The organism is Capillibacterium thermochitinicola (genome assembly GCF_013664685.1).
Taxonomy (GTDB): domain Bacteria; phylum Bacillota; class UBA4882; order UBA10575; family UBA10575; genus Capillibacterium; species Capillibacterium thermochitinicola.
The window spans coordinates 147703-172865 of record NZ_JAAKDE010000004.1; the positions used below are offsets into that span (position 1 = coordinate 147703).

General features: G+C 50.7%; 17 protein-coding genes. All 17 read right to left on the reverse strand.

The features are described 5' to 3' along the window. Positions 1–17: 17 nt before the first annotated feature. Positions 18–1064, reverse strand: a complete 1047-nt coding sequence (gene xylF, locus G5B42_RS02800) for a D-xylose ABC transporter substrate-binding protein (protein WP_407926898.1) — start codon at positions 1062–1064, stop codon at positions 18–20. Positions 1065–1249: 185 nt separating this feature from the next. Then, a complete protein-coding gene (locus tag G5B42_RS02805) occupies positions 1250–2320 on the reverse strand; it encodes a sugar ABC transporter substrate-binding protein (RefSeq protein WP_181338922.1) in 1071 nt (356 codons plus the stop codon). Positions 2321–2414: 94 nt separating this feature from the next. Further along, the gene (locus tag G5B42_RS02810) at positions 2415–3710 is read right to left on the reverse strand and encodes an AraC family transcriptional regulator (RefSeq protein WP_231133179.1); all 1296 of its coding nucleotides are present in this window, start codon (positions 3708–3710) and stop codon (positions 2415–2417) included. A gap of 55 nt (positions 3711–3765) precedes the next feature. Next, a complete protein-coding gene (locus G5B42_RS02815) occupies positions 3766–5124 on the reverse strand; it encodes a sensor histidine kinase (RefSeq protein ID WP_231133180.1) in 1359 nt (452 codons plus the stop codon). A 279-nt stretch (positions 5125–5403) separates the two neighbouring features. Further along, the gene (locus G5B42_RS02820) at positions 5404–6705 is read right to left on the reverse strand and encodes a Y-family DNA polymerase (RefSeq protein WP_181338925.1); all 1302 of its coding nucleotides are present in this window, start codon (positions 6703–6705) and stop codon (positions 5404–5406) included. Further along, on the reverse strand, positions 6705–7154 hold the full coding sequence (locus G5B42_RS02825; RefSeq protein WP_181338926.1) for a LexA family protein: 450 nt from the start codon (positions 7152–7154) through the stop codon (positions 6705–6707). The genes G5B42_RS02820 and G5B42_RS02825 overlap by 1 nt, the downstream gene beginning before the upstream one ends. A 132-nt stretch (positions 7155–7286) precedes the next feature. After that, complete coding sequence (locus G5B42_RS02830) at positions 7287–9929, reverse strand: gluzincin family metallopeptidase (protein ID WP_181338927.1); 2643 nt, start codon at positions 9927–9929, stop codon at positions 7287–7289. A gap of 78 nt (positions 9930–10007) precedes the next feature. Continuing rightward, positions 10008–12521: an AMP-binding protein gene (locus tag G5B42_RS02835; RefSeq protein ID WP_181338928.1), complete on the reverse strand. Its 2514-nt coding sequence runs from the start codon at positions 12519–12521 to the stop codon at positions 10008–10010. Between the two features lie 387 nt (positions 12522–12908). Next, positions 12909–13790: a carbohydrate ABC transporter permease gene (locus G5B42_RS02840; protein WP_181338929.1), complete on the reverse strand. Its 882-nt coding sequence runs from the start codon at positions 13788–13790 to the stop codon at positions 12909–12911. Positions 13791–13806: 16 nt separating this feature from the next. Then, positions 13807–14700: a carbohydrate ABC transporter permease gene (locus G5B42_RS02845; protein WP_231133181.1), complete on the reverse strand. Its 894-nt coding sequence runs from the start codon at positions 14698–14700 to the stop codon at positions 13807–13809. Positions 14701–14815: 115 nt separating this feature from the next. Then, complete coding sequence (locus G5B42_RS02850) at positions 14816–16120, reverse strand: ABC transporter substrate-binding protein (protein ID WP_181338931.1); 1305 nt, start codon at positions 16118–16120, stop codon at positions 14816–14818. Positions 16121–16239: 119 nt separating this feature from the next. Beyond that, positions 16240–17862 (reverse strand): helix-turn-helix domain-containing protein, encoded by a 1623-nt coding sequence (locus G5B42_RS02855; RefSeq protein ID WP_181338932.1) that lies wholly within the window; start codon positions 17860–17862, stop codon positions 16240–16242. After that, a complete protein-coding gene (locus tag G5B42_RS02860) occupies positions 17862–19679 on the reverse strand; it encodes a cache domain-containing sensor histidine kinase (RefSeq protein WP_181338933.1) in 1818 nt (605 codons plus the stop codon). Before G5B42_RS02860 ends, G5B42_RS02855 begins: the two co-directional genes overlap by 1 nt. 220 nt (positions 19680–19899) lie before the next feature. After that, positions 19900–21249, reverse strand: coding sequence for a glycoside hydrolase family 30 protein (locus G5B42_RS02865; protein ID WP_231133182.1), 1350 nt, complete (start codon positions 21247–21249; stop codon positions 19900–19902). Between the two features lie 119 nt (positions 21250–21368). Then, positions 21369–23057, reverse strand: coding sequence for a type 2 periplasmic-binding domain-containing protein (locus G5B42_RS02870; protein WP_181338934.1), 1689 nt, complete (start codon positions 23055–23057; stop codon positions 21369–21371). A 125-nt stretch (positions 23058–23182) separates the two neighbouring features. Then, positions 23183–24094, reverse strand: a complete 912-nt coding sequence (locus tag G5B42_RS11790) for a carbohydrate ABC transporter permease (RefSeq protein ID WP_181338935.1) — start codon at positions 24092–24094, stop codon at positions 23183–23185. Positions 24095–24115: 21 nt separating this feature from the next. Next, complete coding sequence (locus tag G5B42_RS02880; protein WP_181338936.1) at positions 24116–25060, reverse strand: ABC transporter permease; 945 nt, start codon at positions 25058–25060, stop codon at positions 24116–24118. Positions 25061–25163 lie beyond the last annotated feature (103 nt).

A 25163-nucleotide genomic window follows, 5' to 3' on the forward strand; every position in this document is an offset into this window, starting at 1 on the left:
ACGTACCCTGCCTATCCTTATTTCTCCTTGGGCCACTGGTCCTTCGGAACGTTACGATACACTTGTTCGATGGTGTAGAAACCATCCTTGATAATCACATCATACATGTTCTCTTTGTAGACAGGGATCGGATCCAGCGCGATATAGGGCACATCAACTTTACCGTTGTTCACGGTCAGATTGGCTTCCACTTTTTCACCCTTGGCCAGCTTAACAGCGGCTTGGGCCGCAGCGGTCGCAATCGCTTTAATCGGTTTGTAGACGGTCACCGTTTGGGTCCCCTCAACAATCCGTTGGCAAGCAGCCAGGTCGGCATCCTGTCCGGAGACCGGAACTTTCCCGGCGAGTTTTTGGTCGGCTAAAGCTTGGATGACGCCGCCGGCAGTACCGTCATTGGCCGCCACCACCGCATCAACTTTGTTATTCAGCATGGTGAGGGCGTTTTCCATGTTCGCTTGGGCAATGGCCGGATCCCAGTTGGGGGTGAACTGATCATAAACGATCTTGATCTTCCCTTGGTCAATGTAGGGTTGAAGCGCCTTCATTGCCCCATTCTTAACCAGGTAAGCGTTGTTGTCGGTCGGTGAACCGCCGATGTAAACAAAGTTACCCTCAGAAACCTTGGAAAGAACACCCATGGCCTGTAAATAACCGACCCGCTCATTATCGAAGGAGATATAGAGGTCAAGGTCACAGTTTTTGATTAAACGGTCATAGGCAATAACGGGAACCTTTGATTTATGCGCAGACTCAACAATCGCCGCCGCCGCTTCACCATCATGGCAAACAATGACGAGGACGTCAATCCCTTGCGAAAGCAGGTTCTCGCACTGGGAGATCTGTAACGCATCGTCGTTGTTCGCGGCTTGGACTAGAACCTCAGCGCCTAATCTTTCCGCTTCCGCTCTAAAGAAGTCTCTGTCTTTCCCCCACCTTTCTTCCTGCAAAGTGGCGAGCGAAAACCCAATCCTGATTTTCTTCGGCGCCGCCATCGTCAACGAAGAGGCGACCAAAACAAACAATAAGCTGAGAATCAATAAATTCCGCAAGTTTTTCACCGCAATTCCTCCTTATAAATTTTTTTGGAAAGAATCGATGAGTCTCGCCATGAGACTCATCGTCTTCCTAAATATAAATTAACATCAAGTAACAGATTTGTATCTGGAATCACTTGCGGAATTGAATAACTATATTGTCATTAAATTCCATTGTCGTTGGCCAACAGAATCACAATAGCATTTTTTTGCAGTCAGAATTGTTTAGCGGTATACGGTATGTTCCGGTAGATATCTTCAGGGCGGTGAAAATCATCTTCAATGACGATGCTGATGTTAGACCGGTCAATCGCGATTGGCGTTATTATTTCGGCCGGGACAAAATGCTTTCCGTTGAAAACAGCCGGGCTATTGGTGGCGATCGCTTTATTCTCCGCCAAAAGCATCGCCAGTTCAGCGGCGCGATAAGCCAGTTGGCGAATGGGCTTATAAACGGTCATCAGTTGGGTGCCCTCGATAATCCGCTGGCAGGCGGAGAGGTCGGCATCATGACCGGTGACGGGGATTTTCCCCGCCAACCGCCATTCGGATAAGGCCTCAATCACCCCGCTGGCCAGGCCGTCGTTGGCCGCAAGCACCGCGTCAAAATCCACCCCATCCAAAAGGAGCCGGGAGATGGTGGTATAAGCCTTTTCCGGCAGCCAATTCTCGGCCCATATTTCGGAGACAATTTCAATCTGGTGCTTTTCCACCAAGGGCGTCAGGATATTTCTGTAACCCTGATTAATCAGATAAGGATTGTGATCGGTCGGTGGCCCGTTGATTATAACATAACGTCCGGAAGGAACTTCCTGCGTCAGACGTTTCGCCATCAACTCGCCAACCTTAACACTATCGAATGAGATATATAAGTCTAAATCGGCGTTTCGAATCAAACGGTCATAAGAAACAACTTTTATACCAGCTCTTTTGGCAATTTCGACCGCTTCCGCCAAGCGGTCCAGATCTTGTGGAACAATGATCAAAACGTCCACCTTATTGTTGATAAAGTATTCCACCTGTCTAACCTGTAAAATCCAATCGTTATTGGCCGATAAGGAAATAAACTCTCCCCCGCACTCCACAATTTTTTCTTCCATATAATCCCGATCCCTTTTCCACCTTTCTTCTTGCAGAGTAGCCAGGCTTAAACCAATCTTCACCCGCCCCGGTTTATTGTTATGTTCGATCGACGGTAAGCTCCACCGGTAAGTGACCATCCTGATGATAATTAGCAACAACAACGCCAATAGAAACAGGGTGTTTTTTAATTTTCTCCGTTCCATAATAAACAATCACCTCTTTAGTAACGGTCTCCAGAGGTCTTTATCTTAAAGCAAACAGAGATAGCAATTCACCACCGTTTTCACCCAGTTCTCCTTACTCGCTGCCTGTTTGTTTGCTAACCCAATCGGACGGTGCGACCCCAAAATACTTTTTAAAGATCCGGCTGAAATAGTTGGGATCATTATAACCAACTAAGAAACAGCACTCTTTCACCGAGCGTCCCTCAGCCAACAACTGGACCGTTTTTTCCATTCGTAACCTGGTTAAATATTCCGAAAAACTCTCCCCCAGTTCCTCTTTGAACAAACGGCTTAAATAAAAAGAACTGACATTGACCTGCTCGGCCAACCATTCCAAGGAGATATGCTTCTGGTAATTTTGGTCAATAAGCGCTTTCGCCTCTTTTATGACGGGCTTAATACTATTTACTCTGTTTTCCCGGACCGAAGCGGTCATCAACTTGATCTCCGCTGCGATTAGACTGAAGACCTTTTTTAGATCAGCGCTTGCTTGAAAAATTTTACTGGTCCTTTCATAGCTTGGCACAAATAGATCAAGGCCGCCGTTTTCTTTGGCGATCCGGTAGGAGGTAAGATAAAAAACCAAAAGTTCAAACAATAACTGATCCTTATGTTCTTCACTGATTTGGGACAATATGGAGTTTAATTTGTCCAGCAGAGGCTGGACCTTCATGGCATTGCCAAAGGAAAGGGCATTCCATACCTCCTGAAAATAAGCGGTTAGTTGGTCCTCCCACAATAAACGCGGGGGTTTAGGCAACTCGTGATAATAAACAATTCTCTCCGCGCTTCCCGTTTTATTGAGGGCTTGAAGCGCTTCGTAATAGGACTGCCTCAACTTCGTCGGATCCGAATAGATCTCGCCAACGCCAAGGACAAGCCCTTGACCGGGGCTTCCGGGCGGCAAGTGATTAAGGATCTTCCAGCCGTAGTTTTCGACGATTTTTTTCGCTTCTTCGCCCGGCTTTACCGTGAGCGGGAAAAAGATCGTTAACGGGTTTGTTTGCAACGGGCCAATAAAACATTTAAACAGATGCCGGATCTGATCGGCGAGAAACACCAGATATTCCCGGACTTGGTATTTATGCTCCTCATAATCCGGACTGGCGGTTTCTTCCCGTAGAGAAATGGCCAGAAAAAAGCCGCTGTTAAATTCAAACCCCAGCAATTTCTGGTATTCATAAAATTGTGTCCGGCTGATCCCATTAACCAGCGCATGCAAAAACTCGCTTTCAATAAAGGGAATGATCTTTTTGAATCTTTCCCGCAGTTCCAAGTCTTTTTGTCGCTCAAGTTTGATCTGTTCGATCCTGTCTCTCGCTTTACTGATAATTTGAAGCAAGTCGTTTTTATTTATTGGTTTAACCAAATAAGAAAAGACATTTAAATTTAGATTAATCACTTCCTGGGCATAGATAAAATTGTCATAAGCCGAGAGAATTATAAAGATCGTCCCGCACGTTCCAAAGGCCGATCCCGGTTGTATGACCGGATACTTTTCTCCCTTCCTGTAATCGTTTCACCGTCTCACTGTCCATGCCCAGCCCGTTGTCGGAGACATCGATGATTACCGATTCATCATTTTGGTAGGCACGGACCTTAATTTCGCCGCCTTCCTCCAGCTGTTCCACCCCATGAATCAAGGCATTTTCCACAATCGGCTGGATGGTCAGGAGCGGGATCTGGAAATCGGCAATGGCCGGGTCGACGTCAATATGCAAGTCAAACCGGTCGCTGCCATATCTGGTTTTTAAGATAAAAAAGTAGTTTTCCAAGTTGTCCGTTTCCTCGCGGATGGTCACTGCCGTATTGATCTTGCGGAGGCTATAGCGGAGTAGTTTGGAGACTTTATCAATAAAATCAGCTGTTTTGTCCGCGTCCTCCATAATGGCCAACTGGACGCCGGCGTTGAGGGTATTGAACAAAAAGTGGGGGTTAATCTGCGACTGCAGGGCGTGGAGTTCCGCTTCTTTGAGGGTGTTTTTCATGGCCAAGTTCTGATATTCCTGTTCTTGCAGTTTCTTTTCCAGATCCGATTTGTTTTTAATCTCTGAGATCAACTTGCCAATGCTTGTCGCCATTTCGTTAAAGGCCTGGGAGACGACGGCAATTTCATCATTGGACGAGACCGGCAAGGGGGGGAGTTGAAACTCGCCCCGGGAAATGGTCTCCGCCGCCTCAACCAATTTCTTCAACGGCTTTGTCAACCGAAAACCGATCCATATGGTGGAGAGGATACTAAAGATAATCGCCAGGATGATCATGAAAAGGCCGAGCCGTTGGATAAAGTTGATCCGCTCTGTAATCAAGAGGTATTGCATGCTGCTCTCTTCCAGTTGTTTCGTGATCAACCGATCAACCGCCCATTTAATGTTGGTATTATAACGCAATACCTCCGTGAAGGCCCCGGAATACCCCGCACTGTCCCTGGCTCTTTTGAACCGCACCGCCGCATCGGCTTCCTGCAAAAAAAGCTTGGTCATTGTTTTTATATTCTTGAGGAGCAGATAGTTTTCGATACTGTCCCCGACAAGCTGTAGATCGGTATATTCCGATTCCACTTCCTGATAATAATGGTAGTAACTGCGCAACATATCAGAACTACGCTCGACCAGGAATTTTTCTAAGGAAATGACGATATTATCAATGTTTGAACTAAATTCCCTCAGTTTGAGGGAGTTCGCCAAGAGACTGTTTATCCTGGATAACAAATTGCTTTGCCTGTAGTAGCTAAAGAAACTGACCGAGGTAAAGATGATAATCATGGTTAAGAATGAAACCATAAATTTATTGCGGATTGATTGTGTGGGTTGTTTACTCACCTTCCTCACCAGCCCGTCCCTTCATGATGAGTTTGCTGTACATCTCATCCACATTGGTCGAATCTACCAAAAAGATTGGGAGATAATAGTTCACTTAATTCCTTTCATGATCACCGATCTTGGTGATCATAAAAAAGGACGGGATTAAGAAAAGATCCTTGTGAAAACCCCTCAAGCGCCTTAAACGCTTTAAACGCCAATCCCTAAAAAAAGCTCTGTTCCAGAATGGAACAGAGCTTTTTATTGGGTGCGATCCCCTTCGTTGGGCGAGCGGCCCCCCGCGGGCGCGACCACCTTAATAATATCCGACCACCGGGTCGTATAACACGGCGACAGCCGTTCCTGCCGCAGCCGCCACCGGCCGCCCAGTCCCTGGGCCGCCACTTTGATCGTGTCCCGTCCGTACTTGGCGTTGATCGCATCCATCTCCCGCATCACCGCCGCATGTTTCGCCCGGTCCACCCGGTCGAAGAGCGAACCTTGGACCCGCTCCTCCGGTCCGATCTCCAGCACGATCACCCCGGCCTTTTTGTAACGGTAACCTTTGCGGTAGATCGCCCGGAGGGCGGCGGAGGCATAACGGATAAGCTCGATGGTACTGTTGGTCGGAACCGGCAATTTGCAGACCAGGTTCCTGGCGTATTGGGGTTCATGTGGTTTGAACCCGTTGGTATGGAGGAAGACCATCAGCATCCCGGCGCAGGAGCGTTGCCACCGGAGCTTCTCCGCACAGCGGGCCGCGTAGGTGGCCACCGCTTCATTGATCGGTTCCAGTTCGGTCTGCTCCTCCCCAAACGAGCGGGACGTACAGATTGCTTTCTTCGCCGGTGGAATCAGTTCCATTTCCAAACAGGCGATTCCGGCCAATTCCTTTTTGATTCTCAGCCCCATGACGGTCATCCTTTTCCGGACCCAATCATCATCCAACTGCAGGAAGTCCCAAGCCGTATAAACCTGGATCGAATTAAGCAGCTTCGCATATTGCCGCCCAATCCCCCAGACTTCCCCGACGTCGAAATTTTTCAGCGCTTCCTCAATCGCGCCCGGATCCGCCAGGACACAAACCCCGTTTTGCCCGGGGATTTTTTTCGCCCGGTGGTTGGCCACCTTCGCCAGCACCTTGGTGGGGGCCACCCCGATACTGACCGGGATCCCCACATGGCGTCCGACCGTCTCCCGGATCGTCCGGGCGTACGCCGCCCAGTCCACGGGTAAACCGGTCAAGTTTAAAAAAGCTTCGTCAATGGAGTAAATCTCCAGCTCCGGGGTGAACCGGCCGAGCGTCTGCATGACCCGGTGGGACAAATCCCCGTAGAGCACATAGTTGGAGGAGAAGACCGCCACCTGGTTTTGCTCGAGAAAAGCGGCAATTTTAAAGGCGGGCTCCCCCATTTTGATCCCCAACTGCTTCGCTTCCTCGGACCGGGCGATAATGCACCCGTCGTTGTTGCTCAGCACCACCACCGGCCGGCCATTGAGATCGGGCCGGAAGACCCGCTCGCAAGAGACGTAGAAGTTATTACAGTCCACCAGGGCAAACATCAGTAGACCTTCTTTATAATATAAGTGACGATCCCCCACACGGCAAAATCGCTCCCCTCGCGGACCTGGATCGGTTGGTAACGGGGGTTGGCCGGCATCAAGTACAGATTCTCGCCTTTCCTCTGCAAGCGTTTTAAGGTGAACTCCCCGTCCAGATAACAGACGGCCAGGGCATTCGGGCGGTAGGGCACGGCCCGGTCGATCACCAACAGATCCCCGTCTTCCACCCCCGCGTCCGTCATGGAGTTCCCTTTGACCGTTCCGTAAAAAGTGGCACTGGGGTTCTTAATCAACACTTCGTTGAGATCGAGGACCGCTTCCAAATAATCGGCCGCCGGAGACGGAAAACCGGCTGAGATGTGGCCCACAGCCGGTAAAGCCTGCTTCGAACTTTGGTCGGGATAAAACAACTTGATGCTCATGGTGTCTTGCCCTTCCTTTACGAACATTTGTTCGATTATCTAATTTATATTATATCCCCCGGCCGCCCAATGTCAAGACGTCGCCTTTTATTAAATAAGAAAAAGAAGGAGGTAATTTCCTCCTCCTTCTTTACCCGTTTTACCCATAAAACCTACGGTTTACAGCGTCAATCCTTTAAGCGTAAAAACGACAAAACCCTCCCCTTCACGGTTAAAGCCAAAGCTGATCCCGGGATTGAGTGTGACGGTAAACCACGCGCCGGCTATTTTCAGCTCCTGATAGACTTCCATCCCGTAGGCGAGTTGATACGCCCCTTCATCCGGAACCGCCGCGTCCACAAAGAGCGAGGCGTATAGATCCTCCAGGTATAGAGAGAACAGCCAGCTTCCGGTCCTTAACTGCAAAAGCGGATGGGAATACTCCAGTGTCGCCACTCCGCCCCGCTTTGCCGGCAGACTTTTCTGATAACCGCGGATCCGCGGGAAAACATCGTCCTGCTTGTCAGGATCAATGAAGCCCTGCGCCTTTAGAGTAAGTTCGCCATTGCCCCAAAGCCGGTTGGCTTCCACCCCGCCGTAATAGCCGATCCGTTTGCCCTGCCCGGCGTAATGGAGATCTTCCACCGGCGTCTGCAGCTCCAGATTAAACTTGGTCCCGGGATAGTTGAAACCAACAGCGGTGGATGGAACCAATTCCGCGCCGAAACCCGTCCCATAAGAGCAGGCCAGGCCAACAGTGATCGCGGAAAGCCCGGGCGACAAACGGTTATAGAGGGGATATTTTAAGTCCAGATATAAGGGGCGGTCCGCAAAAGACTGATAACCGAGATTGGCCAGAAAAGGCGGGAAAAGATTGAGGGTTACCAGCGAATCTATCCCCCACCGTCCGGCCGTGGCATCATATAACAAACCAACTTGATAGATTGGAAAATGGCCGATGGCATCACTGCCCAAGAAGTACAGTCCCGCCACATAACCGTCATCCCGCGGCAAGTATTCGGGAAACATTATTTTCGGGGTTAAGGTCCGTAAATTGTCCCCGTACCCCCCTTGTTTGGCCTCAGCCGCAACCCCCTCCCCCGTCCAATCCGGCCACCTTGTCGGCAAGGCCGCCGGAAGTTGATATGGAGAAAAGATTGCCTTTTGGCGGTACAGATCAAATCCGTCCGCATGGAGACCCACGAAGTACAATTCGCCGCGGGCTTCATCGTAAGCCGGTTCCGTGGCATAATTTCCGGTGGTCATCTTATAAACTTGGGCGGTGGAGAAGTCATAGCAGTAGACGCCGTAAACCTGCTGGTAATTGGCATGGAAAAACAACCGCTCCCCGACCAAGGCAATCCCGTATTCTCCATACGGGGTGGCCACCAACGGCGTGAACTCCCCGGTCTCCAGGGTAAAAAGATAAAGGTGATTGTTCTCCCCTTTCTTCCGGGCGGAAAAGACAATTCGTCCTTCATCCGCCGCCATCTCGTCAACCAAATAGGGGACCTCAAACAGGAGTCTGCTCCCGGCACCCGGATCATAGAGGTAAAGCTGCGACCCGAAACCGTTCTTCAAGGCGGAAGCGTACAAAATCGTCCCGTCCGGGAGCAGTTCGTAAGCCCGCAGATCTCCGGCCAGGACCAGCCGGTCCTTTCCGGACTGTAAATCCTTCTCCCGCAACTCCGCATAATAACCATAGCCCGAACTCAACGCATTGTCATAACCGGCTTTCAGCTCATACACCCCATAGTAGAGCTTGGCGCCGCGCACTTTTATAGGGAGAGTAAACGAAGACGTGGTGGCTACAACCACCTTTTCCTCCTGGGTGAAAAGATTCCGGGCCACAATCTCCGCGCGGTAATAACTCCGGCCCAGTCCGGCTTTGGTCTGTTTTTCCCGTTGATAATAGATCAGCCGCTCACCCTGTTCGCCCACCGCCACGACCGGGGTGGCAACGTACCACCCGTCGTTGGTGATCCGCTCTCCATCGATGGTGAAATCTTTAAACCTGGCGGTCTCGTAGGCTTTCCATTCCTCCCATAATTCGGGGAAGGATTTGCCAAAGACCTCTTCCGTATTTTGATCGAGCGACCGCAACGAAGAACCGTGAACTGTAAAGAACTCCGCCAGTTTCTCTTCCCCGTAGGTTTGGGCCAGGTAGTTGAAGAAGAGGCCGCCGTAGGTGTAGATTCCCTCCAGCTGAAATTCATGCGGTTCAAAGGTGGCATCCAGAATGGAAGGAAAACGGTCCGCCGCCACCCGGGCTCCGATGTAGGCGTCAAACTTCCCGTCATTAAGTCGTCCTTGATAGCTGGAAAGCTGTGATTCACTGTACACCGTGATCCCTTCAATCACCCAGCCGGGAACCGCCACGTTCGGGGAAAAGATATTTCCAAAAATACTGCACAAAATCTTCGGTCCCTTTCCCACGTTCGTCATCTGCAGGATATGAGTGTATTCATGGACCGCCACCAGGGCATTCCAATCTTCCACGGTCCCCAGCAGACCCGCCTTTGGTGGGTACCAAAAGAGATGAACATAATCGAGGAGCGGATTGGCCAGCCCATTAGGGGCGATCCCGGTGTCGTCAATGACCACCGGCAAGTGATAACGGCGGTTCCCGGTAAGCTTCTCAACCTGCGGCCGGTAAAATTCGAGGATCCGGAGAACCTCCCGGGCGACCTCCTCCAGGTCAGAAGGATAAAAAACGGTAAAGGCTTCGGTCTTGAGCACTTGCCAATCGGTTCCCCCAAGGCAAACCGCAGGCCATAGCAGAAGGCAGGCGGTAATCATAATGATGAAGCCGGCTTTTTTCATCGTACAACCCCCATTCTTCCACTAATTTCGTTGCTTGTTGCTCGTCGCTCGTTTAAAAAATCCCTGCTTCCTCTTTCTTTACCTTGCCGAAAGGCCAAGTTTCTCGCGGGCTTCCTCCCGTAATTTGTACTTGAGAATCTTCCCGGCGGCGTTCATCGGGAATTCTTTGACAAACTCGACGTAACGCGGGGTTTTGTGCTTCGCCAGATGGGAACGGACATAGTCTTTTAGTTCATCGGCGGTCATCTCCATCCCCTCTTTCAGGATCACGCAGGCCATAATCTCCTCCCCGTAATCCTTGTCGGGAACACCAATCACCTGCACATCCTTTACTTTCGGGTGGGTGTAAATAAAATCTTCGATCTCTTTGGGATAGATGTTCTCCCCGCCGCGGATGATCATATCCTTGATCCGGCCGGTAATCCGGAAATACCCGTTGGCGTCCCGGCTGGCCAGATCCCCCGTGTGCAACCAGCCGTTTTCATCAATTACCGCGGCGGTCGCCTCCGGCATCTTGTAGTAACCTTTCATGACATTATAACCGCGAACAACAAATTCGCCTTCCACCCCGTCGGGCAGGTCGGCTCCGGTCTGCGGGTCAACGATCTTACACTCCACCCCGGGCAGGGGGCGTCCAACCGTGTTAACCCGCAGTTCAATCGGGTCATCAACCCGGCTTTGCGTACAGCCGGGCGAGGCCTCGGTCTGCCCATACACGATGGTGATCTCCCGCATATTCATCTTTTCCACCACGTCCTGCATCACCTTAACCGGGCACGGGCTACCTGCCATAATCCCGGTCCGCATGTGGGAAAAGTCGGTCTTGGCAAAATCCTCGTGCCCGAGCATGGCAATGAACATGGTGGGCACCCCGTGGCAACAAGTGATCTTTTCCTGATTAATCGCCGCCAAAGACTGTTTCGGCGAGAAAGAGGGCAAGGGAACCAGGGTGGCGCCGTGGGTCATCGCTGCCGTCATCGCCAGCACCATCCCAAAACAGTGAAACATCGGCACGTGCAACAACAACCGGTCGGCTGTAGACAGGTCCATGCAATCACCGATGCATTTCCCATTATTCACCACACTGTAGTGGGTCAGCATTACCCCCTTGGGGAAACCGGTCGTCCCCGAGGTGTACTGGATATTGCAAACATCATGCCGGCTAACCGCCAGGGCCCGCCGTTCAACCTCCGCGCGGGGCACCCGCTCCGCCAGGGCCAAGGCTTCCTCCCAGGTCAGACAGCCCGGCTGTTTGGAATCGATGGTGATAATATGCCGCAAGAAGGGCAACCGTTTGGCAAAAAGCGGCCGCCCCGGCTCGGTGGTCGCCAGTTCCGGACAGAGTTCTCTCATAATCGCCACATAATTCGAGTCCTTATACCCGTCGATCATGACCAACGTGTGGGTATCCGACTGGCGGAGCAGGTACTCGGCCTCGTGGATTTTATAGGCGGTGTTGACCGTCACTAAAACCGCCCCGATCTTGGTGGTGGCCCAAAAAGTAATAAACCACTGGGGAACGTTGGTCGCCCAGATCGCCACATGGTCGCCGGGTTTCACTCCCAAAGCGATGAGGGCACGGGCAAAGGTGTCCACATCCTCCCGGAACTCGGCATAAGTCCGGGTGTAATCCATAGTCGTATAACGGAAGGCGTACTGGTTGGGAAACTCCTCCACCATCCGGTCCAAGACCTGGGGGAAGGTCAGGTCAATCAGCGTGTCTTTCTCCCAAACGTATTTCCCGGTCTTCGTCCTGTTGTCAAAGAGCCGCCCGCGGACCACCTGCTTCTTCAGGTAACGCTGCATGAAGTTGGCGTAATGGGGGAAGACCACTCCGGCGTCGTTCAGCTCCGGGGCCCAGCGTTTCACCCACTCCAGCGTGATATAACCTTCATAGTTGATCGAGTGTAAGGCCTGCATCATCCCGTCAATGGGCAGATCGCCCTCGCCCATCATTTTATACTTAACCACTCCGTCTTCGACCACGGAGTCCTTAATATGCACGTATTTGATATAAGCGCCCAGGTTCTGGACGGTGGTCTCCGGTTTTTCCCCGGCAAAACGGTAAGGATGGTGCAGATCCCATAAAGCGCCCACCGCATCGCTTCCGACCTGATTCAGAAGATTGCATAAACGGCGGGTATCGGCGTAAACCCCGTTTGTTTCAACGAGGAGGGTCACCCCCTTGGCCTCCGCCACGGGCACGAGACGGCGGAGAGCCGCCAGGACGACCGCATCATCCACCTCATCCTTTGGGTGGGGATCCTGGTCGGCCAGGATCCGGACATAAGGCGTCCCCAGCTTGCCGGCGAGCGCGATATACTCCACAAGCTCCCGGTAATTGGCCTCCGCCTGTTCCGGGAATTTCAAACAACAACCCGACGAGAGACAGGGGATCTCCAGGTCCAACCGGGCCAATTGCTCAACCGTCGCCGGGAGCTGACTCTCGGTAAAAGGCGGTGCCTTCACGGCAAAGATCTCCTTCCCCAAACCCCGGATCTCAATCCCGTCAAAACCGAAGTCCTTCGCCATGGAATAAATATCGGTCCACCCAAAATCAGGACAGCCCAAAGTTGAAAAGGCAATCTTCATTCCGACTCTCCTCCCCATAACAAAAAAACTTTCGCCCTTGCCTCACTGCAAGAGACGAAAGTTTCCTTCCGCGGTACCACTCTTATTGGTATAAGAATACCCACTCGTCACATCGATCTTTAAAGTAAAAAGCAAACTTTAAAGATGAATGTCCTCTCCTGGTAACGGTGAGAAACCCGTTCACGCCTACTTACCCGCCTTCCCAAGGTAACCGGGCTTTCGGATGACTGCTCCCGGGGGAGTCCACATCGCCGCGGTGCACTGTTTCGCAGCAACCAACAGCTCTCTGTCGCCACCGGTCCGGCCGTGTGTTGTCCCGTTCCCCGCATTTTTGGTTTTTGCTAAAATCGCATTCAGATTACCAAATCACTAGCCGGTTGTCAAGTACTACTCTTTCAACGCACCGAGCGTAATGCCTTCCGTAATCTGCTCATTCAGGACCATATAGAGGAGGAGCGAAGGCAGGGCCACCAGGGTCATCACCGCAAACTGAACGGCATACCGGGAAGCATACTGTCCGGCAAAATTATAGACGGCAAAAGGCAGCGTCCGGTAGCGGTCACTGGCCAGGTAAGTCGCGGCCATTATGAAGTCGTTCCAGGTGGTGAAGAAGGTCATGATGATCACGGTAATCACCGCCGGTTTCGCCAGGGGAAAAATGGCGTGAACGATTATATGGAAGATCGTGCCGCCGTCGATCAAGATCGATTCCTCAATCGATTCGGGAATCGATTTAATAAAACCGGTCATCAAAAAGGTCCCCATGGGGATGGTGATCCCGATATAGGGAATGATCAAGCCCAAGTAGGAATCGGAGATCCCAAGGGCACGGAAACTGGCAAAGTTCGGCAGCAACGTCGCATGCAGCGGGATCATCATCCCCAACATCACGGTGGTTAGGAAGAATTTCTTCAGTTTCCACTGCATACGGACAAAAGCATAGGACATCGTTACGGAGAAGATTACCGTCAGGCCCACACTGACCACATTAACGATGACACTGTTTAGCAAATACCGGGGAATCTTCCCGTCAACCCAGGCCACCTTGTAGTTACTAAACTGGGGTTCGCGGGGCCACATTAAAAGGCTGGGCCCAAAGAGATCCCCGTCTTTCACCAATGAATAGTTGACCAACCATATCAAGGGAAAGATCTGCCCGACCGCGATCATTGCCAACAGAATATAGATGATATAGCGGGTGTAATTGGGCCCTCTCTTAACCTGGCGTTGTAAAGAGCCGCCCGTAATCTCATAGCGTACGTTTTTCATCTTCCACCCTCCAGCCCTAGTAGTATTCTTTTCTCGTCAACAGCCGGTTTAAAACCACCGTCGTCAGCAGGCAGACCACCACAAAGAAGACAGAAATGGCATTCCCATACGCAAACTCATAAGCATCAAAGGCTTTGATGTATAGGTAGTTGGCCAGGAACTGGCTGGCGTTACCCGGTCCGCCGTTGGTCGTCAGGTAGATCGTTTCCATCTGTTTCAACGAGGAGATCACCGCCCAGATCACATTGACGGCAATCACCGGTTGCATCAGCGGGATAGTGATGCGAAAGAGGGTTTGGCACCGGTTGGCGCCATCGATCTTCGCCGCTTCAAAGACCTCTTCGGGCAGGCTTTTGACCCCGGCGTAATATATCAAAACGGCCCACCCGAATCCTTGCCACATCATGATCAAAACCAGCGAATAAAGGACAATCTTCGGGTCTCCCAACCACTGTTGTTTTAAAAACCCCAGGCCGATCAGTTCCAATACTTTATTCAAGAGACCATACTGGGAATTATAGATATTAACCCACATCTTCGAAGTGACCATAACCGGAATCACACAAGGAATGAAGAAGATCGTTTTAAAAACTTTCTCCAATTTACCCCCGAGTCGGTCGATCAGTACGGCAAACAGAAAGGCAATGGGGTGCTGAATCGTAATGGTCATCAACGCCAGGGTGGCCGCATTTTTTAAGGAGTGCCAAAAGATGCGGTCCTGTAAAACCCGCTGAAAATTACGAAAACCGATATAATTGAAACCGCCAATCCCGGACCAGTCGGTCAGCGCGTAATAAACACTTAAACCAATGGGAAAGAGGACGGCCATCAGAAAAAAGGCAAAGCCCGGAGCGACCAGCAGAAAGATGGTCTTTTTGTTTTCGCGAAAATAATGCATATTATCACCCATTCCGTCTTGATTTAAGGGTTTACCGGGGGTATTAGGGATAGAGGGAGACAATTACTTCGTCTCCCTCTACCATCCTTCGGCTATGCGTGTTCTGCTTAAATTTTAATCAGCTTATTTATTGACGCGCTTTCTGGGCGGCTTGGTCACAGGCGCGCAGGAAGTCTTGGGGTGATCTCATCCCGGCGGCAAACTCCTGGATAATGGTTTCGCTGTCAACTTTGAAGCCCGGAGTAGCCGCATCGTTCCACGGTGTCCCACTGAAGGAGGTCGCTTTGTTAATGATCTCCGAAAGCTGTAACTGCAACCTGTTCTCTTTACCGGTCAGGAATTGGTCATACCTTTGCCCGGGAATAACCAACCCCAGCTGCCAGGCATTTTTCGCCCAGTTTTCGGGTGCCATGATATAGTTAAGGAGTTTGATGGCTTCCGCTTTCACCGGCGATTTGGCCGAAACGGCATAGCCGCCACCAAACCAACCCATCAGATCGGTGCTCTTCCCTTTGCCCGTTCCCGTCATGCCCGGGAAAGCCGTTACGGACACATTGTTCCGGAACGAGGCGGAGAAGTTTTCATCATTGGCCAAACCGGTCTCCCAAGACCCCATGTAGTACATGGCCGCGAGCTCCTGCCCGAACAGGTTCCGTGCCGCTCCGTAATCCGCGGCAATAAAGGAGTCTTGGAAAGCGCCCAGGTCAATCAGTTTTTTTAGTTCTTCCGCCGCTGCCAGGAAATGCTTGTTCTCAGCAAATTTCACCTTTCCGGCGAGGGCTTGATACATGAGGGTCGGGTCGCCACTTACTTTCGTCACCAGATCCTGGTAGAGAATGTTCAAAGCCCAACAGTCGCGCCCGTTGTGGGCAATCGGGGCGATCCCCGCTTTCCGGAAGGCTCTAATGGCCTCAATCAATTCATCATAGGTGGTCGGAACCTTAACCCCATGCTCTTTAAAGAGTCTTTCATTGTAGTAAAGAACCATTAAGTCGGTATTTCGGGCCAGCCCGTAGAGTTTGCCATTCATGCTGAAGCCATCGAGGGCTCCGTCGAAGAAACCGTAATCCTTGTAGTCATCCCAGTTCAGTTCGGCGGCATAACCACCTTTCATGATCGGATCAAAGAAGGCGGGTTGCCCCCAGACCATAAAGATGTCCGGAAGCTGATTACCGGCGGTATAAACACGGAATTTCTGTTTATAGGGCTCGTCTTGTAAAGCTTCGACTTCGATTTGCACGTGGGGGTTGGCTTTCATGTAATTATCGATCAGCAGTTGCTCCAAACGCCCTTGTCCTGCGGTCCGGTCGGGTAAATTCGAGAAGAACTTGATCGTTATCTTGTTCGCACCGATCACCGGGAGGATTCCCCCGACCACCAGCAGCAAAGCGACGGCCAAAAGCAGGCACACTGCACGACGGGAAAGTCTCATCCTTATTCCTCCTTATGTTTCGGGTCTGTCTAAAAAGCTTTTTTAGAACAGTTAATTTATTTGTAAGTTTAGTGTAACATAAGTGTTTTTAAATTAAGGTAGAGATTCTTTGGAAAAAGTTAGCTATTTTTTTTACTTAACCGAAAACTCTCCCGGTACTGTGAAGCCGTCAGCCCCGTGTATTTCTTGAAGATTTGATAAAAATACTTCTCATCCTGATACCCCACCTGGTAAGCGATCTCATAGTTTTTGGCATTGGTGTCCCGCAACAGCTTCTTCGCCTGTTCAATCCGGTAGTGGTTTAAATAGTCGACAAAATTTTTCCCGGTCTCCTGTTTAAACAAGAAACTCAAATAACTTGGACTATAGTTGACTTGTTCCGCGATCGTCTGCAAATTAATGTTGCTTTGGTAATTCTCCTTGATATAATCAATGGCAAACTGCACAATATTGTTGCGTTCGCGGTCCGCCGCCAACTGCCGGACAATCCCGGTTAAAAAAAGTCCGATGATCTCCTGTAATTGTTGGAGTGTATTGGCCTGCAATATCCGGTCAAAGAACTGTAAAATATCCGTCCCGTTCCGTTCCAGGTCAATGTTTTGGTCAAAACAATACTGGAGGATGTTGCTGACCAACGTCAGGCTGAGTTGCTGGATCTCCCTTTTCCCCGGATTTCCGGCCAAGACCAGTGACTGAAAGAATTTTTCCACCGCGGCCTGGACTGCTTCCTCGTCCCCGGTTTCCAACGATAGAAGAACCTTTTTTACCTCCTGGAACGGATAGAGATATTTATGGCCGGTCGCCCTTTGGGGGTCATACATGATAATCTGCTGATCCCCGGCGAAAAAACCGGTTTCCACCGCGGTGGCGGCCTGCTGATAGGAACGCCAGATAAGCGCCAACGAGGAAACCGGCCCGCCGATCCCGACGGTGATGCTTAAATCATAAAGCTGCTCAATGTGCTGCTTAATCTTTTCCAGTTGTAAGGGAAGCTCCTGCCGGCAAGCCCCGTCCCTTATTTCGATGATGGCGATCACCCATTCCCTCTCGTACAAAACTTCACACCGGTGTTCCGGGGCCAACCCTTGCTTGACCAGCTCCATCACGGCCAGGAGCAGATACTCCTCGGTTTTCACCGGAGCCGGTTGCTCCCCGGCCGCCCAACAGTGACAGCTAAAAAGGACCACATTATATTCGGAGGTTAAAGCGGAAAAGGGCAACCCGTAGCAGACCATCTTCTGCTCGATCGCCGCCTGGTCACTGAGGTTTCCTTTGAGCAGATCGGTCAGAAATTTCTCTTTCAGGACGGGCAGATTCTCCCGGATTAAGTCTTGGTAATCTTTTAAAACCGCACTTTTCCTCCGTTCTTCGACGATGAGATTCTTTGCTTTTAAGACGCTTTGCAGGATCTGTTCCGGACGGCACGGTTTTAACAGATAGTTACTGGTCTGCAGCGTAATCGCCTTTTGGGCAAAATAAAAGTCATCATAACCGCTGAGGATGATACTTTGCAGCTTAATCCCCCGCTTCCTTACTTCTTCCAACATCTCGAGGCCGCTCATGAGCGGCATTTTTATATCGACAATCGCAATCTCCGGTAAAGTCCTCTCGATTAATTCCAGTCCTTTAACACCATTATCCGCCGTTCCCGCGATCGCCAGTTCATACCGCTCCCAGTCAATGACGTTTTTAATCCCTTCCACTTGCTCTTGTTCATCATCGATAATCACGACCTTGTACATCAACTCACCCCTTTTTCGCCGGCCGGAATCATCAACTCCACTTTCGTCCCGGCCCCTTCTTTACTGTCGATCAACAGTTGATAGCGGTCCGGATAATATAACTCAAGCCGCTCCCGGACATTATGAATGGCATAGCCGCCATTGCCAGTTTTGTGGCAGGGGCGACCCTCCTGCAGCCAGGCCAAAACCTCCTCCGCCATCCCGGCCCCATTGTCGGCGATGACAAAACAAAGCCGGCCCGCCTGATAATAACCCCGGACCGTAATCAGGGTCTTGCCTTCCTTCTTTTCCGCACCGTGAATCACGGCGTTTTCGACAAAAGGTTGGAGAATGAGTTTGGGGATCATGTAGTTCAGGATCTTTTCTTCAAAGTCAATTTCATAGGCCAGTTTATCATTGAAGCGTTTTTTCTGTAAAAGAATGTAATGTTCGATTAGGCGCTTCTCATTCTCAACCGAGATGAAATCCTCTCCCCGGTTGAGTGTTAAACGGAAAAGCACCGCCAAGGCATAGATCATCTCCCCGATCTCTTCCGCGCCTGCCTTCTGGGCTTTCCAATAGATCGTATCCAGGGTGTTATAAAGAAAATGCGGGTTAATCTGGGCCTGTAACGCCCTTAACTCCGCTTCCTTCTGCTTCAGTTGGAGTTTAAAAACCCGGTTAATCAACTGGTGAATATGATCGATCATTGCATTATACTGGGCACCGAGCCGGCCAATCTCATCCTCATAAAGAAAGTCCACTTTTTCTTGGAAATTCCCCGCCTTCACCCGTTGCATCGAAGAGAGTAATTTACTGATTGGCTTCGTCACCAGGGAAGAGGTCCAAACCGACAGGACAAAGCCAATCAGTAAACAAAGGAAGATCACCACGATGGTGAGCAGCAAGATCGTCTTGACGGCTTGTAAAACAATTCTGGTCGGAACCAGATAAACCACTTTCCAGTTGTTCTGGGCCAAAGTACTATACGTCAGGAGAAGTTGATCGTGTTTGAGCGCCACAATATGCTCGCCTTCCATGGCGGACAAATAGGACGGAAGGACCTCCCCCAAATCCGTCCACCGCGGCCAGGGATTCCCCGCCGAAACCGCCGCGATAATCTCCTGGTCTTCATTGATTATAAGGATGCTGCTTTCCGGATAATCCAAGTTCTTCCGCAACAATTCCTCCAAAAAACCCAGGTTAATACAGACCATCAATAAACCGTGGGGCTCCAGTCTATTCAGATCAAGCAGACTACGGAACATGGCAATCTTCGGATTCCGGTTGTCTTTGATGAAAGGCTGGTGACCCCCGGTTAAAGTAACCCAGAGCGGCCCCCCTTTACGGGCAACCGCCTCCCGGTAAATTGGTTCTTCTTTGATCCGGCTGAGGGGACCGATGCCGGCGCTCCCGTCCTTGCTGGTGTAGTACTCCAGCCCGTTCTCCCCGTAGATACTGATGAAACTGATTGCTTCCTTAAAAGCCAAAAAACCGGAGAGGGGCATCATCGCCTTGTTGAGATCATTGAGCGAAATCGCCCCGATCTCATCGAGATTAAGCACCGTTTGGATCTGATCCCACAAGCAAAGATAGGTGGACAGTTCATAGATTTCTTGCTGGAGGGTATCAATTTTCTGCTTAACCTGGCGGGTGTCACGTAAATTCACCGTGCTGATCTTCTGGATGATATTCCGCGCATAGACCAGATAAGAAAAGATCCCGATGATTAAGGCGATAAGGATAATCACGATAAAGTTAAGAAGCAAAATTTTATCACGGATGCTTAAGTTCATATACCGTTGTACTACTTTATGTCTGACCGTTTCGAAAATCATCTGTCTCCCTCCAAAAAGAAGGCCGTCGTCCCCCCAAATTTATTATCTTAATAAATTGTTACTTTAGTTCGTGCCCGCCGATGGTTTTCCCTGCATAGCTCCAAGTTCCCATTCTCCCAAAAATAACGCCGTATCTTCAATCTCCCATGCGTAAAGATTGACCCGGCGATAAATTGCCGGGTCAATCTCAAAAGGGAGGTTGTGAAAAGGCGCTTATTTTTTATGCGCCCCACAGGTAAGTCGTGATCGAGTGGGACGGACTGGACATCATTCCCGCCTGCCCGTTGATGGCCAATTGGAACCGGCATTCCTCATCCGTGGGATTGAACACAATGACCGCCACGGTCTGGTCCGGGTTTTTAAAAGCCACTGCTTCCAAGCGCCGGTCGGTGCAGGTGCAGTTCACCCGCCGGGCACCGGGTTTCACATATTTACTGAAATGCCCGATATAGTAATAGGATGATTGGTAATATACCCGGTTGGCAACGGGGTCGGCCACCACCGGCGCATCACAGAAATTCGCCACGTGGTTCGGACCGCCCGCCGGATCCAGGATCAGATTCCAATCCAGCCAACCATTGGCCCCATTGGTAAAATCACCAATCATATTATGGGCATAACGTTCACCCCGGTCCCACTGGCCCAGCTTCATGCCCAATTCAATGCAGCCTTCGGTAAACAACAATTCCTTGTCAGGGAAGGTCTCGTGGGTCTTGCGCACCTCTTCAAAATGACCCCCCGAGTACCAGTGGAAAGCCATCCCACTAACATAGGAAGCGGCTTTCTCATCCCCCAGGATCACCTTGGCCCGCTCGTAGAGTAAATCCCGGTTGTGGTCCCAAGCGAAGATCTTCTTGTCGCCCAGACCTTCACGGGCAAGGGTCGGACCAAGATAGTCCCGGACAAAATCCCGTTCCTCTTCCGCCGTGTAGAGACAGGACTCCCAGGTCTGCTTCGCCGCCGGCTCATTTTGTACCGTCAAAGCCCAGATTGGGATCCCGGCTGCTTCGTAGGCTTTAATAAATTTGGCATAGAAGAGGGCCCAAGTTGCCCGGTACTCTTCTTTCAGTTTCCCGCCGTGGCACATCTGCTCGTTGGTCTTCATCCAAGCCGGCGGACTCCATGGCGAGATCAGCATTTTGATCGGCCCGCCTTTAACTGCCAGCGCCGCTTTGATCATGGGGATGATGTACCGTCGATCCCTTTCAATATTGAAGTATTTGAGCTCGACATCGCCACGGACATCATCACAAGAATAACTGCCCAGACTAAAATCGCAACTGTTCATATGGGTCCGCCCGAGGCTATAGCCGATCCCCCGTTCCGGATGGAAGTAAGCCTGGAGAACTTCCTCTTGTTTATCCGGCGCCAGGTGGGCAAAGAGAAAGGCCGAAGCTTCCGTAAAAGCACCCCCAAAACCGATGACTTGCTGAAACTCTTGTCCGGTATCGACGGCAACAAAGGGGTTCTTTTCCGGTTGCATCTGATCCGGCAGTAACTCTTCGCGAACCGCAAAACGTTCCCCTGTATCACGTGCTGTTCTGATCACTTTAACTTTACTACCGCCCATTTCCAACGACAACTCCTTTTCTTAATTCTTCTCTTTCGGTAAAGGAAGCAACGGCCCCTGTATGCCCAGCCTGCTTCGGGTCTTTGGTGTTAAATATTTACTGAAATATAGGACGATTTTTATTTAAACTCATCCAACAGTTCGGCGTAGGGGTAATCCGCCGGGATACCGCAAGCTTCTTTACCACCATTCGCTTCAATGTAGGCTTTGCGCCGGGCCCACTGGTCAGCACACAACTCTTTGAAACCAACCCGTTTCGCTTCCTCAATCGCCCGCCGGTATTCCCGCTCAAACTGGTCCGGAGGCAACACGCAAGCCCGGTGGAGCATCGGCGGGATAACTGCCCAAATCCGGTTGTTGGCGGTGGCGAATTCGTCGGGAATATACTCCGGTCCAACGTCGCCCATATAGGCAATGTTATTGTTCGCGCTGATCCACTCGAAATTCTCCTTCGCCCATTTGTCGGCCGGACTTAAAATATTCGGCACTTGCAGCTCCTCACGGGTATACGAAACCGGGCCGTTCAACGGGAAGACGCCGTGTTTAATCCGGGCCGGACCTGTGTTCCCGTACACATACCAATCCAGTTCTTTGTATTCATCCTTGAACCAGTAGGTCCCCTTGTATGGTCCGGAGGTTTTCAGCTCAATCATGTCGGGAGAGGCTCCCAGGTAGAGGCAACGGGCGCCTTCCGGACTTAAGGCCCACTCGGCAATCCGGGCTAACTTCTCCACCTGTTCCGGAGTGGCCTTATCGGTGACATACAGAACCAAATCGGAGTCGGGTCCAGGCAGCACGTTCCAGGGGAACGGCCGGGAAACACCGGGGACTTTCGGTACGGGCAACGCCGTATAGGAAAAGTTGTAACCGGCGGCTTTAATGTCTTCAATTATATCATATCCGAGCCATCCGACGATCACCGCCGCGGAACCGTTCCGTAATTTTTCTTGGTAGATCTCCTCGGTCTGCGTCACCCATTCCTTGTCGATCAGCCCTTCATTATACAGCTGGTTCGCATACTTCATCGCCTGATAACCTTGTTTCGTCATGCCCCAGAACTGATACCAACCGTCCTTTGTCATCCCAATCCAGTTCAAACCAAAGGTCTGGAAGAAGATACACTGGGAATACCAGTCCGCCGGCGGGAGCAACAAGGGAATGATCGGTTGCCCGTTGGGCGCCTTGAAGTTACCCGCTTTGATCTTCCGGAGCATCTCCGTAAATTCATCCAAGGTCGTCGGCCGTTTCCCGCCCAAGGCCGCCAAAATATCATCACGAATCCACCAACCGGCCGTGTAACTGATGTCGGGATTTGCCTGGCCGACCTTGTAGTTGATCCGGATCGGGAAACCGGTGATATGACCGTCCCAAATCAAGGGTTTCAACGTCCGTTCGTACTTTTGCTTAATCTCATACAGACGGGGGAAATTCACCGGATCGTTGTAGTATTTATCGAGGTTGGCATATTTAATGTTCCGCCCCCAGTTGTAGACCGCCGCGTGAGTTATGTAAACGAAACATTCGGGGTACTCACCCGACGCCGACCAGAGCGTCATCTGGTCTTGTTTGTAGTTGTCAAGCACGTATTCATAGGAGATTTCGACGCCAAAGTGTTTATTGATCCATTGCGTCATTGCCCCGTTCTTATTGGGTAATTCCCAAGCCCGACCAAACCGGTCGTTTGCCTGTCCAAAATTATAGATGGTAATCTTAACCGGTTGCTCTTTGGTCAAACCGGTGACCGGGAGCAAGCTGACCAGAATCAAGAAAATCCCCAGTAGGATACTGGTACGCTTAAATTTACCCATTGTTTTTCCTCCTTTTATCTTTTTTGCAGGAACAACCTGTTCCCACCAGTTTATTTCCGCCCGGCATGACGCTGGGGCCTAAACGTCGCGCCGGAGAGCAGAAACCGCAAACAATGAAACCAGGCTTATTCCTTGAGCGACCCGACCATCACCCCGTGGATAAAATACTTCTGGAGAAACGGATAGATCACGGTAATGGGGAGGATCGTCACCAACAAGGTGGCCGCCCGCAGAGAGGCTTCGTTAAATGTGATACGGGTGGTGCGATCCGCCGCCAACATGGCCTCGGCCGCACTCCGCACACTATGGGATGCCCCCCGTTGTAACACCATCTGCAGATAAGTGGCGATCGTCCATTTTTCATGACTGCGGATATAGAAGGTACCGGTAAACCAGTCGCCCCACGCCCAGACCGCATTAAACAGTCCCAAGGTAGCAATGGTCGCGGCCGTCAGCGGAACCACAATTTTAAAGTAGATGAGGAAATCATTCGCCCCGTCCAAATAGGCCGTTTCAATCAAGCTTTCCGGAATCGCGCGGACGGCGACCAAATACACCATCAACTCAAAACAACTGAAAAGCCAGGGCAAAACGTAAACCGCAAACCTGTTAATTAACTTCAGTTCCACCAGGGTTAAATAAAAGGGAATCAGCCCGGCATTGACAAACATGGCCACCACAAACATACTGACAAAGAACTTCCGCCCGGGTAAATTACGCCGGGAGATCACCCACCCCGCCATCGTGGTTACCAAAAGATGAAGCGGCGTCAGAATCCCGAGGCGGAGAATAGAGTTGCGAAAATAACGCAGAATCGAAAGTTCGGAAAAGACCGCCCGGTAATTATCCCAGGTGAAAGCGCGGGGCCACAGATAAACACCACCCCGGGCAAAATCGATCCCTTCGTTCAGCGAAATAACCGTTATATACCAGAACGGGAGGATTACCGCTACCGCAAAGATGAGCAGGACTACATAGTTGGTCACGCGAAAGAACCGTTCCCCGAACGAAGCTTTTCGAAACTTAACCCGTGCCACTTGTTTCTCACTCCTTTCCTTTTACCAAATGGTTGAACCGCCAAGTTTCCCTGAACCTTTGTTGGCAATGATGATCAGGAATAAAGAAACAACCGAGTTACAGAGGCCCATCGCTGCCGCTTTCGCAAAATCGCCATAGGAAAGCCCGCTTTTTAAAATGTAAATGTCCAGAATCTCGGAGACCGGCTGGTTGAGGGGATTATGTAACAGATAGATCTGGTCAAACCCGGCATTGATTAAATTGGGGATCGACAAGACCAGCATCATCGAGATGATTGGGTAGATGCCGGGCAGGGTAACGTACCTAAGCTGCGCAAATCTCCCCGCCCCGTCAACCTCCGCCGCCTCGTATAACTCGGGGTTGATCTGGGTAATCGCCGCTAAATAAACAATCGAAGAAAACCCCACCTCTTTCCATAGGTGACTGATGATGACAATCGGGAGAAACCACGTGGTACTGCCCATGAAATGGATCGGCTGGCCGCCCAAAGCGGTAATAATCCCATTAACCAACCCGGCGTTGGTATTTAAAAGCCGGTCAATAATGTTGGCAATGATCACCCAGGAGATAAAGTGGGGAAGATAGCTAATGGTTTGGATCACTTTTTTAAACCGGGGATGACGGACTTCGTTCAGGAGTAAAGCCAGGATAATCGGTGCCGGAAAACAGATTAACAGCTTGAGACCGGCAATTACCACTGTATTACGGAGGGTCTGCCAGAAATAGGGATCAGTGAGAAAATAAAAGTTTTGAAAGCCCACCCATTTTGTCCCGTAGGGCAGATGAAACTCATCCACATTCCGGAAGGCGATCAACATCTTGCTCATGGGAAGATAAGCAAAGGCCAGCTGGACCAGGACCGCCGGAGTGATCATCAAGTATAACCACCGGTTCTCTTTGAGGGTCGACCAAAACTTGCTTCTTTTGGGTGCCATGAGCTCGCTAAAGGATCCTGCCGTTTTCATATGTAACCTCCTTTTATGTCTAAAGGTTTACAACCTAATATCGAATAATGGGCTATAACACGAATATTCATATTTATTGACACATATAATAATGTAATCGTTT